The organism is Klebsiella pneumoniae, assembly GCF_000742135.1.
In the GTDB taxonomy this organism is placed as follows: Bacteria; Pseudomonadota; Gammaproteobacteria; order Enterobacterales; family Enterobacteriaceae; genus Klebsiella; species Klebsiella pneumoniae.
The window spans coordinates 1221667-1234783 of the sequence record NZ_KN046818.1 but is presented as its reverse complement, the minus strand read 5'-3'; the positions used below and the strand labels follow the sequence as shown (position 1 = coordinate 1234783).

At 63.3% G+C, this 13117-nt stretch carries 11 protein-coding genes; 8 read left to right on the top strand and 3 right to left on the bottom strand.

From position 1 onward, the window contains the following. The first annotated feature begins 7 nt into the window (after positions 1-7). Positions 8-949, top strand: a complete 942-nt coding sequence (locus DR88_RS19275; RefSeq protein ID WP_004147553.1) for a carbohydrate kinase family protein — start codon at positions 8-10, stop codon at positions 947-949. Positions 950-991: 42 nt separating this feature from the next. Here the strand turns inward: DR88_RS19275 and DR88_RS19280 are convergent, their stop codons facing one another. Genes DR88_RS19280 through DR88_RS19290 form a run of 3 tightly spaced genes read right to left on the bottom strand, consistent with a single transcriptional unit; the run spans position 992 to position 4134 of the window. Next, complete coding sequence (locus DR88_RS19280) at positions 992-2020, bottom strand: 2-hydroxyacid dehydrogenase (RefSeq protein ID WP_004147552.1); 1029 nt, start codon at positions 2018-2020, stop codon at positions 992-994. After that, positions 2017-3513: an FGGY-family carbohydrate kinase gene (locus tag DR88_RS19285; protein ID WP_004147551.1), complete on the bottom strand. Its 1497-nt coding sequence runs from the start codon at positions 3511-3513 to the stop codon at positions 2017-2019. The genes DR88_RS19280 and DR88_RS19285 overlap by 4 nt, the downstream gene beginning before the upstream one ends. A gap of 12 nt (positions 3514-3525) precedes the next feature. Beyond that, complete coding sequence (locus DR88_RS19290; protein ID WP_002894164.1) at positions 3526-4134, bottom strand: methylthioribulose 1-phosphate dehydratase; 609 nt, start codon at positions 4132-4134, stop codon at positions 3526-3528. A gap of 451 nt (positions 4135-4585) precedes the next feature. On the opposite strand from DR88_RS19290, the gene codB reads away from it, so the two are divergent. From codB to DR88_RS19325, 7 genes are all read left to right on the top strand, one after another. Next, positions 4586-5848 (top strand): cytosine permease, encoded by a 1263-nt coding sequence (gene codB, locus DR88_RS19295; RefSeq protein ID WP_002894162.1) that lies wholly within the window; start codon positions 4586-4588, stop codon positions 5846-5848. Continuing rightward, on the top strand, positions 5845-7080 hold the full coding sequence (locus DR88_RS19300; protein ID WP_002894159.1) for a PucR family transcriptional regulator: 1236 nt from the start codon (positions 5845-5847) through the stop codon (positions 7078-7080). Before codB ends, DR88_RS19300 begins: the two co-directional genes overlap by 4 nt. After that, positions 7077-8315, top strand: a complete 1239-nt coding sequence (gene codA, locus DR88_RS19305) for a cytosine deaminase (protein WP_004147550.1) — start codon at positions 7077-7079, stop codon at positions 8313-8315. The genes DR88_RS19300 and codA overlap by 4 nt, the downstream gene beginning before the upstream one ends. Before the next feature lie 145 nt (positions 8316-8460). After that, a complete protein-coding gene (locus DR88_RS19310) occupies positions 8461-9411 on the top strand; it encodes a LacI family DNA-binding transcriptional regulator (RefSeq protein WP_073980561.1) in 951 nt (316 codons plus the stop codon). A 121-nt stretch (positions 9412-9532) separates the two neighbouring features. Continuing rightward, a complete protein-coding gene (locus DR88_RS19315; protein WP_025862163.1) occupies positions 9533-10342 on the top strand; it encodes an inositol monophosphatase family protein in 810 nt (269 codons plus the stop codon). Between the two features lie 110 nt (positions 10343-10452). Beyond that, positions 10453-11811, top strand: a complete 1359-nt coding sequence (locus DR88_RS19320; protein ID WP_002894151.1) for an MFS transporter — start codon at positions 10453-10455, stop codon at positions 11809-11811. Positions 11812-11836: 25 nt separating this feature from the next. Then, complete coding sequence (locus DR88_RS19325) at positions 11837-13105, top strand: histidine phosphatase family protein (protein ID WP_004176900.1); 1269 nt, start codon at positions 11837-11839, stop codon at positions 13103-13105. Positions 13106-13117 lie beyond the last annotated feature (12 nt).

Genomic DNA, 13117 nt, shown 5'->3' with positions numbered 1-13117 from the left:
GAGAACGATGGCAACCTTTGACGCCGTATTTGTCGGCCTGACGATTCTGGATATCGCCGGGCGCCCGGTGGTGGCGATCCCGCCGCGCGGCGGCGTCGCCTTTATTGAGCAAATTCGTCTCAACCCCGCCGGCACCGCCGCCGGGGCTAATATCAACGCCGCGAAGCTCGGGATCCGCACCGCAGCGGTGGCCTGCCTGGGCGAAGATGAAAAGGCCGACTTTATCCTCGCCAGCTATGCCCGGCTGGGCATCGACTGCTCGCTTATCCAGCGCACCGCGCTGAAGGAGACCTCGGCGACGATCCTGCCGATTCGCCCCAACGGCGAACGTCCGGCCCTGCACTGCCGGGGCGCGTCTGACGCCCTGTTTGTCAGTGAAGCGGAATTTGACGCCGTCCTTGACTGTCGTTTCCTGCATCACGGCGGGACCGGGCTGCTGGCGGCAATGGACCAGGGACAGAGCGCGCGGCTGTTGCAGGCGGCCAAAGCGCGCGGAGTCACCACCAGCTTTGACCTTATCGCCCCGAATGAAGAGACCCTCGAACTACTGCGGCCCCTGTTGCCGTCGGTGGATTATTTCATGCCTTCGCTGGAGGAAGCCGCCTTTCTCTCCGGAGAGACGCAGCCGGAGGCCATCGGCCGCTTCTTCCTGGCGCTCGGCGTGGGCACCTGCATTCTGAAAGACGGCGAGAACGGCTCCTGGCTTATCGGCCGCGATGGCGGGCCGCAGCATATTGCGCCGTGGCCGGTCGAGGCGGTGGATACCACCGGCTGCGGCGACAGCTACTGCGGCGGGTTTATTGCCGCACTGGCGCGCGGACTCAGCGTGAAAGCAGCGTGTGACGTCGCCTCGGCGGTGGCCGCGCTGGTGGCGACCGGGATGGGATCGGATGCCGGGGTAGTGGACTGGGAACAGACCCAGGCTTTTATGGCGGCCCATCGCCCCTGACGATGGGCCCGCGCCGCTGCAGAACGCGGCGGCGCAAGCGGCTTAACGCCACTGGTACAGCAGCGGCTCCCCGGCGACATAGCGCTGAAGATCGGCGGCAATCATCGCCGTGTGTTTGGCGATACTCTCCCGGGTGGCTCCGGCGATATGCGGCGTGATAATCACGTTATCGAACTCGATGACAAAAGGATGATCGCGCCACAGCGGTTCGCGGTGATAGACATCCAGCGCCGCGCCGCCCAGCGGGCCTTGGCGCAGGGCATCAATCAGCGCTGCCTCGTCGACCACCGCCGCGCGAGAGGTATTGATCAGCAGCGCGCCGGGCTTCATGCTGTTTAACAGCGCGGCATTCACCAGCCCGTCGCTGTGCGGCCCGCTGCTCAGGTGCAGGCTGACGATATCCGCCTCGCGGAACAGCGCCTCCAGGGTCGTTTTCTGTAGCCCTGGCTCATTGATATCCTCTGCGGCGACGAACGGATCCACCACCAACACCGCCATGCCGAACGCCCGGGCGATACGCGCCACCCGGCGGCCAATGTTGCCATACCCCACCAGCCCCAGCGTTTTATTGCGCAGTTCAGTGCCTTTAAACACTTCATAGGGACTTTCCGGGCTCACGTCCCAGACCACATCCCGCCGCAGACCCTGCTGGGTGGCGGCGGCGGCATTGTCAGCCTGCGTGAATTCCCCCCGCTTCAGCGCCGCATGGGATTGCGGAATATGGCGCGCCAGGCTGAGCATCAGGCCAAGCGTCAGCTCCGCGGCGGCATCGGCATTGCGCCCCGGGGTGTAGAGCACCCGGATGCCGCGCGCCTGGGCGGCCTGGGTATCAATATTCACCGGATTCGCGCGGGTGCAGGCGATCACCTGCAGGCGCGGACAGGCGGCCATCACCGCGTCCGTCACCTCATCATAGCTGGTCACCAGCACCTCGGCGTCGTGGGCCAGCTCAATCAGCTGACCGGCGCTGAGTTTCGGTTTGCCCAGCGCCCACCCCTCCACCAGCAGCTCGCCCAGCTGGTGGAAGGCGCTAAGGTCGCCAGCATGCTCGGCGGTAAAAACGATTTTCATGGTTGTAGGTCCTGAGAAAGAGGTTGAAGGGCGGCCTGTCTGGCCTGCCATACCGGCAGCATCTGCTCGCGCAGCAGGCGGTAAACGGGATACAGCGCCGCGTAGCGGGCATGCGCCTGAGGGCGCGGCTGATAGCGGGTCTGCGCCAGCGGAGGCGTCTCGGCCAGCGCCGCGACGCTACGGGCCGCCAGGATCGCCGCGCCGCGCGCGCTCAGTTCGTTAAAGGCGCTGGAGACCACCGTGCGTCCGGTACAGTCGGCGATAATCTGCAGCCAGGTCGCCGAGGCTGCGCCGCCGCCGGTCAGATACAGCTCGCCGCCCTGCGGATAACCCTGCAGCGCATCGACAATGGCGAAGGCCAGTCCTTCAAACACCGCGCGCTGCAGTTCGGCGCGGGTGGTGTGCGGGCTAATGCCGAAAAAGCCGGCCCGCGCGTCCGGGCTGTAAAACGGCGCACGTTCGCCATTGAGGTACGGCTGCCAGAAGACGCCGCCGCTGCCTGGCTCCACCGCCGCGATCGCCTGCTCCAGGCGCCCCAGATCGGCGTCCAGCGAAATATGCTGCTGCAGCCAGTCAATGTTTGGCGTACCGGCCTGCATCGGAAACAGGGAGATCACCTGTCCGGCTTCGGTATGGGTGACAAAGCGCGTCGCCTCGTTCACCGTCTGCGGGCCGCGGCAGACGATCCCGGTGCAGCAGGTGGTGCCGAGGATCGTGTAGATATCCCCTTCGTTGACCGCGCCGCAGCCCAGCGCGGCGCTACAGACATCCAGCGCCCCGGCGGCCACCGGCGTCGCGGCGGGCAGCCCGGTCAGCGCCGCCACCGCGTCGCTCAGCGTGCCGGCCGGGGCATCCGGGGCCAGCAGCGGGGGAAACAGCGGCAGCAGTTCGTTCAGCCCCATCTCGTTCATCACCACCGAGGACCAGCTGCCGGTCTGCTGATTGAGTAACGAGCTGCTGGCGTCCGTCAGCTCCAGCGCCGCCACGCCGGTCAGGCGAAAGCGGATCCAGTCCTTGGCGAAAAATAGATAGCGCGCGGCCGCCAGCCGCGCCGGCTGATACTGTTTCAGCCAGTACAGCTGCAGGCTGGTATTGCAGGGCTGCAGGTGGGTGCCGGTATCGGCGAAATAGCGGCGGTCGAAGCCGGGTCGGCGCAGCAGGTCGCTCATTAGCTCGTGGCTGCGGGTATCGCTCCACAGGATCCCCGGGCCCACCGGTTCGCCCTGCTCATCGCTGAGCCAGACCCCCTCCCCTTGCCCGGCGAGGCCGATAGCCCGCAGCCGCCCCGCCTGTAGCGCCGGATGGCGGGCAATCTGGCGCAGAATAGCCAGCACCGAATGCCACAGCTGGGTCATATCCTGTTCCGCGTAGCCATTGGCCGACAGGCGGGGTGAGGTATTTTCCGCGGCGCTGGCGCAGGCGGTGAAATGCTGATCAAACAGCACCGCTTTCACCCGCGAGGTGCCAATATCGATACCAAGATAAAAATCCATACCTGCTCCGGCTCAGGGCTCGTAGCGGCGGCGCATCAGCTCGCACTCGAACAGGAACTCCAGCCCCTCCAGTTGACGGCGGGCCTCCTGAATATCTTTCCCCCAGCAGGTCAGGCCGTGGCCGCGCAGCAGAAAGCCGTAGCGCAGCGGGCGGGTTTGCGCATAATCGGCAATCCGCGCCGCCAGGGCGTCAATATCCTGGTCATTATCGAAGATGGCGATCGGAACGGTATCGAGATGGCTATGCTGCCCGCTAAGGGTTTTCTGCATTTCATACCCCTGCAGCGCCAGCGTGTCGCTTTTTTCGATGCGCGACAGCACGGTGGCGTTGACGGTATGCACATGCAGCACCACGTTGGCTTCCGGGAACAGGCGATACACCAGGGTGTGCAGACCGGTCTCGGCCGACGGCTTCCGTCCGGAAGGCGCCTGGTTGGTGGCGATCTCAACCTGCAGAAAATCCTCGGTTGTCAGGCTGCCTTTGTCGCGGCCCGACTCGCTTAGCCAGCACCAGGTATCATCCTGACGCACCGACATATTGCCGCCGGTCGCCGGCGCCCAGCCTTTCGCGCCGATCCAATGACAGGTGGTGACCAGTTGCGCGAGTCTTTCTTGCCACATAGCAGTTCCTTAGGTTAGCGATGATTTATTTAGCCGTCTAAATGGCTATTTATCCGATACTAACACCGCTAACCGGAGGGGACAATATTTCAGGAAACACACACAAGACAAATGGTTATATCATAAAAGCATATTAAATAACCTTTATTCACAGTGATTTAACCAACCGTTTTAAGTACACCACTATTCTCCACTACTCTCTGGCCAAAAACAGGCGGATCGTCCTGGCTAAAATTCTCCTCCGGCGCCAGGGATGCGCTCACCGCCCTCCTCTGCCCTGGACTGGTGCAAAACCTGGCAGGATGCACAGTAGAATGGCATTACCCGTCCGGGATCCTTCAATAAATGTGCATGTTGCACACCGCGCGCTATTCCCCGTGCCCGGTTTTTCCTGGCACATCTCTTGCTACTTCCGGCAATCACCGCCCATCTACCAGCCAGAGGTTCCAGGATGTCAAACAGCAATGATTTTCCCCTCGTCGAAGCGCCCGCCGCCGGACGCAAAGGCGTATTTTCCATCGCCATGGTGTTGTTCAGCTTTACCTTTTTCACCGGCACGATGTTCGCCGGCGGTAAACTCGGCGTCTCCTTTTCCATCGTCAATCTGCTGTGGATAGCCGTCATCGGCAACGCCTTGCTGGCCCTCTATGCCGCGTCGCTGGGCTGGATCGCCGCGCGCAGCGGCCTGAATACGGTGCTGATGGGCCGGTTCTGCTTCGGGGAGATTGGCAGCAAGCTGGCCGATTTTATTCTTGGCTTTGCCGAGCTGGGCTGGTACGCCTGGGGCACCGCCACGGTCGCTATCTCGTTGGTGAAGATCCTCGCTCTGCCCGAGGCGCTGACCCAGCCGTTGATGGTGCTGTTTGGTATTCTGTTCTGCGTCACCGCGCTGGTGGGCTACAAGGGGCTGGACGCGCTGTCGCGCCTGTCGGTGCCATTGATGTTTGTGCTGCTGATGGTCTCCATGTATCTGGCGCTGCACCACGCCGGCGGCTGGCAGGCGATGACCCGTATTGCGCCGAGCGACACCATGACCTGGTCGGCGGCCATCACCATGGTCTTCGGCACTTTCGCCAGCGGCGCCACCCAGGCGACAAACTGGACCCGGCTGGCCAACTCCAGCCGGACCGCCATTCTCGCCAGCATGGGCAGCTTCCTCATCGGCAACGGGCTGATGATCGTCGCCGGCGCCTGGTGCGCTATCGTCTATCAACAGGCCGATATCGTTGAAGTGCTGATCCTGCAGGGGCTATCGGTGGCCGCGGTGATCATGCTCTGTCTCAACCTGCTGACCATCCAGGGCCCCACCATCTATAACGTCTCCGCCGCCGCCTGCCATCTGCTGCGCAGCGAACGTCGCCGGACGCTGACCCTCGCCGCCGCCGGGGTGGGCATTGTGCTGGCCATTGGCGGGATGTACGAAATGCTGATCCCCTTCCTCGTGCTGCTGGGCAGTATTATTCCGCCCATCGGCGGGGTGATCCTCGCCGACTACTGGTTCGCCCGCGGCGGGCGCTATCCCCTGCTGCAGAACGCCCGCCTGCCGCGTTTTAACTGGCTGGGACTCGGCGCCTACGCCGCCGGCGCGGTGGTGGCCTATCTTTCGCCGTGGATCGCGCCGCTGGTGGGGATCTCCGTTTCCGCGCTGGTCTATATCGCCCTGACTCTGCTAAGCAAACGCCAGCCTGCCGCCGTCGCGGAGCAGGAGCCATGAGCCTGACGGTCAGCGAACTGCTGGCCCTTGAGGGACTCTCCGCCCTGCGTCTGCGGGCGGGAAAGCAAGGGCTGCAGCGGGCCGTACGCTGGTACTACGTGGCGGAAAATGAACATATCGCCGAGTGGATCATGGGCGGCGAGCTGGTGTTTATCACCGGCATCAACCATCCCCGGGATGAAGCCAACCTGATCCAGTTGCTGATGGAGGGCAAACAGCGCGGCATCGCCGGGATGGTGATCCTCACCGGCGAGGCCTATATCCACGCCATTCCCGCCACGCTGATCGCCCTTGCCGACGAGCTGGGCATGCCGCTGATCGAGCAGCCCTACCTGCTGAAGATGGTGATTGTCACCGAGCGCATCGGCACCGCGCTGGTCCGCAGCGAAAACGTCCTGCAGTCGCAGCGCGACATTCTGATGCAGCTGGTCACCGGCGACTATCCGGACCTGCAGATGCTCCATCAGCGCGCCCTGCACCAGCAGCTCGATTTTACCCGTCCGCTGCGGCTGGCGGCGCTGCGTCTGGAGGGGTTGTCCCGCCTGTTTCGCCAGTTCCCGCCCGAGCAGGCCGAAGCCTGGCTGCTGCAGGCCCACCGCAGCGTGCGTCAGCAGCTGCAGCAGCAGCTCAACCAGCAGGGCAATTCCTTTCCGCTGCTGGAGCGCAGCAACATGTTCCTTTTCCTGCTGCCGGATGAGGAGGGGGAAGGCTTTCAGCAGAAAAAATGGCTACAGCAGTGGCTGCAGGCGCTGGCGGACGGAGAGGAGAGTTTGTCGCTGCTCTGCGGCCTCTCCGCGCCGGTCAGGCAGCTGCAGGGTTACCCGCGGGCGCTGTCGCAGGCGCGCCAGGCGCTGGATCTGTGCGATACCCTGCGGCCAACCCAGCGCATCAGCGACTATCAGCAGCTGGGGTTTATCAAACTGCTGTCCGCGGTCAGCGACCCGGCGCTGCTCAACGATTTTATGCACGACACCCTTGGCTGCCTGATCGAGCCGGGCCGTAAAGCGCCATGGCTGCTGCTGGAGACCCTCGAGACGCTGCTGCAGGAGAACGGCAACGTGGTGCGGGCCGCCGACCGGCTGGGTCTCCACCGCAACACGTTGCATCAGCGCATCCAGCGCATTGAAAAACTGACCGGCTACCCGGTCAGCCACCCTCAGTTTCATCTCAACGCCTCGGTCGCGCTGGTGATCTGGCGTTTATCGCAAAACCATTTACAGGACCCACCATGAAAATTATTAACGCTCGCCTGCGCCGCCAGGAGGCGCTGTTTACTCTTGACCTGCAGGACGGGATGATTCACCGCATCACCGCCCAGGCCGCGATGCAGACTGCCGACGCCGGGGATATCGACGCCCAGGGCCGGCTGGCGATCCCGCCCTTCGTCGAGCCGCATATCCATCTTGACGCCACCCTCACCGCGGGCGAGCCGGAGTGGAACCGCAGCGGCACCCTGTTTGAAGGCATCACCCGCTGGAGCCAGCGCAAAGCGAGTATTACCCCGGAGGACACCCGTCAGCGAGCGCTGAAAACCATCGGCATGCTGCGCGATTTCGGCGTCCAGCACGTCCGTACCCATGTGGATGTCACCGACCCGTCGCTGGCGGCCCTGCAGGCGCTGCTGGCGGTGAAACAAGAGGCCGCCGATCTCATCGATCTGCAGATTGTCGCCTTTCCGCAGGAGGGAATCGAATCGTATCCCAACGGCCGGGAGCTGATGACGCGCGCCATCGAGATGGGCGCCGACGTGGTGGGCGGCATTCCGCACTATGAGAACACCCGCGACAAAGGGGTCAGCTCGGTGATGTTTTTGGTGGACCTCGCCCAGCGCTACGGCCGCCTGGTGGATGTCCACTGCGATGAAATCGACGATCCGCAGTCGCGTTTCCTCGAAGTGCTGGCGGAAGAGGCGCGGGTGCGCGGCATGGGGGCGCAGGTCACCGCCAGCCACACCTGCGCGATGGGCTCTTACGATAACGCCTACTGCTCGAAGCTGTTTCGCCTGCTGAAAGCCTCGGGCATCAACTTCATCTCCTGCCCGACCGAAAGCATTCATCTGCAGGGCCGGTTTGACAGCTGGCCGAAACGGCGCGGCGTCACCCGGGTGGCGGAGCTGGATCGCGCCGGCATCAACGTCTGCTTTGCTCAGGACTCGATTCAGGATCCGTGGTATCCGTTGGGAAACGGCAATATCCTGCGCATTCTGGATGCCGGACTGCACATCTGCCATATGCTCGGCTATGACGATCTGCAGCGCTGTCTCGACTTTGTCACCGACAACAGCGCCCGGGCGCTCTGTCTGGGCGATAACTACGGCCTCGCCGAAGGCCGCCCGGCGAACCTGCTGATCCTCGATGCGGAAAACGACTACGAGGCCGTCCGTCGTCAGGCACGGGTGCTGACCTCCATTCGCCACGGCAGGGTGATTTTGCAGCGTGAGGTGGAGCACATCCGCTACCCGGTATAGGGCGCAAGGCGCTGCGCGACGACGCCTTTCTGTGATACCTTTTCAGGCAGTGTGCGTGACCGACGCCCGCCCGGGCGTCGGCCTCCTGGAAAACAGACGGCGCGAAACGACGATGAGCGATAAAAAATGGATTAAGGCCGAGGACGTGGCCAGACTGGCCGGCGTCTCGCGCTCGGCGGTCTCCCGCACCTTCACCCCCGGCGCCTCGGTGTCGGAGAAGACCCGGCAGAAGGTGCTGAGTGCCGCGGAAGCCCTGGGCTATCAGGTGAATATCATCGCCCGGACGATGATCACCGGCAGCAGTAATTTTATCGGCATCGTCACCGCCGGTTTCGACAACCCGTTTCGCAGCAAACTGCTGGCGCCGCTGGTCCATCAGCTGGCGCTCAATGGCTTTATGCCGCTGCTGATGAACGCTGACGATCCGCAGCAGCTCGCCCCCTCGCTTAAACAACTGCTGAGCTATCACGTCGCCGGGGTGATCATCACCTCCGGCGCGCCGCCGCTGTCGCTGGCGGAGGAGTATCTGGCGCGCAAGATCCCCGTCACCCTGATCAACCGCCATGCGGACCTCGCCGGCTGCGACCGGGTGTGCAGCGATAACGCCCAGGGAGCGAAGCTGGTGGCGAATCTGTTCAGTCGCCGAGGCTGGCGGCAGGTTGGCTTTATTGGCGAAAATCGCGAGAACTTCAGCACCCGCCAGCGCTATGAGGCTTTTATCGCCCGGACGTCGGATATGGCGGTGAGCAGCCGCTTCTGCGACGGCGGCGGCTATCAGGCCGGCTACCAGGCTGCCAGAGAATTGGTTGCTGAAAACCCCGGGATGCAGGCGCTGTTTTGCGCCACCGATATGCTGGCGCTGGGCGCCCAGGACGGCCTGCGGGACGCCGCCGCCCCGCTGCCGGCCATCGTCGGCTTTGACGATATCCCGCAGGCGGACTGGCAGCCCTATCAGCTCACCACCGTTCAGCAGAATACCGCCCTGCTGGCCCACCACGCGGTGGATTTGTTAATGACGCGGATCGCCCGCTTCAGCCTGCCCTCGCGCCATCGCGAAGTGCCGGTGAAACTAATTATTCGTCATAGTGCGAAATGAAAAAACCATTTTATGCTGGAGCGATCACAGAATCTTCTGCGAAACCCGGCCACACTCATTCGGCCCTTCGGGGCTGTTTTTTTCAGGCAAAATGCACACGTGTGCAAAATAGGGAGTCACTATGCAATCTCAGGAATCAGAAGCGCTACAGGCCCGCTACCGTCTGGCCTGCGAGCTGGCGAAAGCGGGGGCTGAGCTGGCGTTTGAATACTATCAACAGCGCGAGGCGTTGACCGTCGACCATAAGGGCGACGACCTGCAGGATGTGGTCAGCGTGGCCGATAAGCGGGTGGAGGCCTTTGTCAAACAGCGCATTCAGAGCGCGTTTCCGGAGGATGGTTTTCTCGGCGAAGAGAGCGGCGCCCGCCTGCCCGACGCGCGAGTGCTGTGGGTGGTCGACCCCATCGATGGCACCAGCTGTTTCCTCAACGGCCTGCACACCTGGTGCCTGTCGCTGGCGATCGTCGCCGACGGCGAACCGGTCATCGGCGTGGTCTACGACCCCAACCATCGCGAGCTGTTTCACGCCCTGCGGAGCCATGGCGCCTGGCTCAACGACGCTCCGATCCGTCCGCACCCCGCGACGACGGTCAAAGAGGGCGTGATGGGCGTCGGCACCTCGCATCGCGTCACCCCGGCGGACTTTCTGCCGTTTCTGCAGGCGCTGCTCAGCGACGGCGGCATGTTTATCCGCAACGGCTCCGGGGCGTTGATGAGCGCCTGGGCGGCGGCGGGCCGGTTGATTGGCTACTACGAGCCGCACATGAACCCGTGGGACGCCCTGCCGGGGCTGGTGTTGATGCGCGAAGCGGGCGGCGTCAGCAACGATTTTCTGGCGCAGGAGGGGATCCAGCGCGGCAATCCGCTGCTGCTGGCCAGCCAGACGCTCTACCCGCAGCTGAAAAAGATGATCCCACAACCATTACATTAACCCTTACGGGTCAGGCTATCTCTGATTATGTACTCTACACAGTAACGATAACTTCATTCACGGACGAACCACATCAATCAGTCAGGCCTCCGACCTGCGGAGAACCACCTATGTCTGGAATTATCGCTTTTTTCCGGGCGTCGCCGCCGAAAGCGGGCGCCGCGTTTGATGAACACCGTTTTCGCCGGGTGCGCTGGCAAACCTTTATCGCCATGACCCTGGCCTACGTCACCTTTTACGTCTGCCGGTTATCCTTCACCGTCGCCAAAAGCGCGCTGGTGGAGCTGGGGATCACCCCGACGGAGCTCGGCATGATCGGCTCTACCCTGTTCTTCAGCTACGCCATCGGCAAACTGGTCAATGGTTTTATCGCCGATCACGCCAACGTGGTGCGCTATATGAGCCTCGGTTTATTGCTCAGCGCCGGGATGAACCTGATGATGGGGATGACCACCAACGCCCTGCTGCTGGCCATCTTCTGGGGGATCAACGGCTGGGCGCAGTCGATGGGCGTCGGCCCCTGCGCGGTCTCGCTGGCGCGCTGGTACGGCGTTAAGGAGCGCGGCACCTTCTATGGCATCTGGTCGACGGCGCATAATATCGGCGAGGCGGTGACCTATATGGTGATCGCCGCGGTGATCGCCGGGTTTGGCTGGCAGATGGGCTACCTGTCCACCGCCGCGCTCGGCGCCGCCGGCGTGGTGCTGCTGGTGCTGTTCATGCACGATTCGCCGCAGAGCAGCGGCTTCCCGTCCATCAACGTCATCCGCGATGAACCGCAGGAGGAGGTCGAAGCCCGCGGCTCGGTGTTTAAAAACCAGCTGCTGGCGCTGCGCAACCCGGCGCTGTGGACCCTCGCCCTCGCCTCCGCCTTTATGTACATCGACCGCTACGCCGTCAACTCCTGGGGGATCTTCTTTCTCGAGCAGGATAAAGCTTATTCCACCCTGGAGGCGTCCGGGATTATCGGCGTCAACGCTATCGCCGGCATCGCCGGGACCATCATCGCCGGCATGCTCTCCGACCGCTTTTTCCCGCGCAACCGCAGCGTGATGGCCGGATTCATCAGCCTGCTGAACACCGCCGGCTTCGCCCTGATGCTCTGGTCGCCGCACAATTACTACACTGATATTCTGGCGATGATTATCTTCGGGGCCACTATTGGCGCTCTGACCTGCTTCCTTGGCGGGTTGATCGCCGTCGATATCTCCTCACGCAAAGCGGCGGGGGCCGCGCTTGGCACCATCGGCATCGCCAGCTACGCCGGCGCCGGCCTGGGCGAGTTTCTCACCGGGATCATTATTGATAAAACGGCTATCCTTGAAAACGGCAAAACGCTGTATGATTTCAGCACGTTGGCGCTGTTCTGGGTGGGTACCGGTCTGGGTTCCGCGCTACTCTGTTTTACCACTGCCGCCATCGTCGCCCGGCGCCATGCCGTCGAACGGCAGACCTCGTTCTCCTCATAACCGATTAACGAATAAGGAAGAAGATATGATGCCTGCAAGACATCAGGGGCTGTTACGCCTGTTTATCGCCTGCGCGCTGCCGCTGCTGGCGCTGCAATCTGCCGCCGCCGCGGACTGGCAGCTGGAGAAAGTGGTCGAGCTCAGCCGCCACGGTATTCGTCCGCCGACGGCCGGCAACCGGGAAGCCATCGAGGCCGCCACCGGCCGACCGTGGACCGAGTGGACCACCCATGACGGGGAGCTCACCGGCCATGGCTATGCCGCCGTGGTCAACAAAGGGCGTGCGGAAGGCCAGCATTACCGCCAGCTCGGCCTGCTGCAGGCCGGATGCCCGACGGCGGAGTCGATATACGTGCGCGCCAGCCCGCTGCAGCGGACGCGAGCGACCGCCCAGGCGCTGGTGGATGGCGCCTTCCCCGGCTGCGGCGTCGCTATCCATTATGTCAGCGGGGATGCCGATCCCCTGTTTCAGACCGACAAGTTCGCCGCCACGCAAACCGACCCCGCCCGCCAGCTGGCGGCGGTGAAAGAGAAGGCCGGGGATCTGGCGCAGCGTCGGCAGGCGCTGGCGCCGACCATCCAGCTATTGAAACAGGCGGTTTGTCAGGCCGATAAGCCCTGCCCGATCTTCGATACCCCGTGGCAGGTCGAGCAGAGCAAAAGTGGGAAGACCACCATTAGCGGACTGAGCGTGATGGCCAATATGGTGGAGACGCTGCGTCTCGGCTGGAGTGAAAACCTGCCTCTCAGCCAGCTGGCGTGGGGCAAGATCACCCAGGCCAGGCAGATCACCGCCCTGCTGCCGCTGTTAACGGAAAACTACGATCTGAGTAACGATGTGTTGTATACCGCGCAAAAACGCGGGTCGGTGCTGCTCAACGCTATGCTCGATGGCGTCAAACCGGAGGCGAATCCGAACGTACGCTGGCTGCTGCTGGTGGCCCATGACACCAACATCGCCATGGTACGCACGCTGATGAACTTTAGCTGGCAGCTGCCGGGCTACAGCCGGGGAAATATCCCGCCGGGCAGCAGTCTGGTGCTGGAGCGCTGGCGCAACGCGAAGAGCGGAGAACGCTATCTGCGGGTCTATTTCCAGGCGCAAGGCCTCGACGACCTGCGTCGTCTGCAGACGCCGGACGCGCAGCACCCGATGCTGCGTCAGGAGTGGCGTCAGCCGGGCTGCCGTCAGACCGACGTTGGTACGCTGTGTCCCTTCCAGGCGGCCATCACCGCGCTGGGTCAGCGTATCGACCGGTCATCCGCCCCGGCGGTAGCCATGGTCCTGCCGTAGCGGCGCGGTGTT

Bases quoted from the DNA above. Each gene is read 5' to 3' on its own strand.
- DR88_RS19325 (WP_004176900.1), top strand. From the start codon at position 11,837: ATGATGCCTGCAAGACATCAGGGGCTGTTACGCCTGTTTATCGCCTGC.
- DR88_RS19280 (WP_004147552.1), bottom strand. From the start codon at position 2,020: ATGAAAATCGTTTTTACCGCCGAGCATGCTGGCGACCTTAGCGCCTTC.
- DR88_RS19300 (WP_002894159.1), top strand. From the start codon at position 5,845: ATGAGCCTGACGGTCAGCGAACTGCTGGCCCTTGAGGGACTCTCCGCC.
- DR88_RS19315 (WP_025862163.1), top strand. From the start codon at position 9,533: ATGCAATCTCAGGAATCAGAAGCGCTACAGGCCCGCTACCGTCTGGCC.
- DR88_RS19285 (WP_004147551.1), bottom strand. From the start codon at position 3,513: ATGGATTTTTATCTTGGTATCGATATTGGCACCTCGCGGGTGAAAGCG.
- DR88_RS19290 (WP_002894164.1), bottom strand. From the start codon at position 4,134: ATGTGGCAAGAAAGACTCGCGCAACTGGTCACCACCTGTCATTGGATC.
- DR88_RS19320 (WP_002894151.1), top strand. From the start codon at position 10,453: ATGTCTGGAATTATCGCTTTTTTCCGGGCGTCGCCGCCGAAAGCGGGC.
- codB (WP_002894162.1), top strand. From the start codon at position 4,586: ATGTCAAACAGCAATGATTTTCCCCTCGTCGAAGCGCCCGCCGCCGGA.
- DR88_RS19275 (WP_004147553.1), top strand. From the start codon at position 8: ATGGCAACCTTTGACGCCGTATTTGTCGGCCTGACGATTCTGGATATC.
- codA (WP_004147550.1), top strand. From the start codon at position 7,077: ATGAAAATTATTAACGCTCGCCTGCGCCGCCAGGAGGCGCTGTTTACT.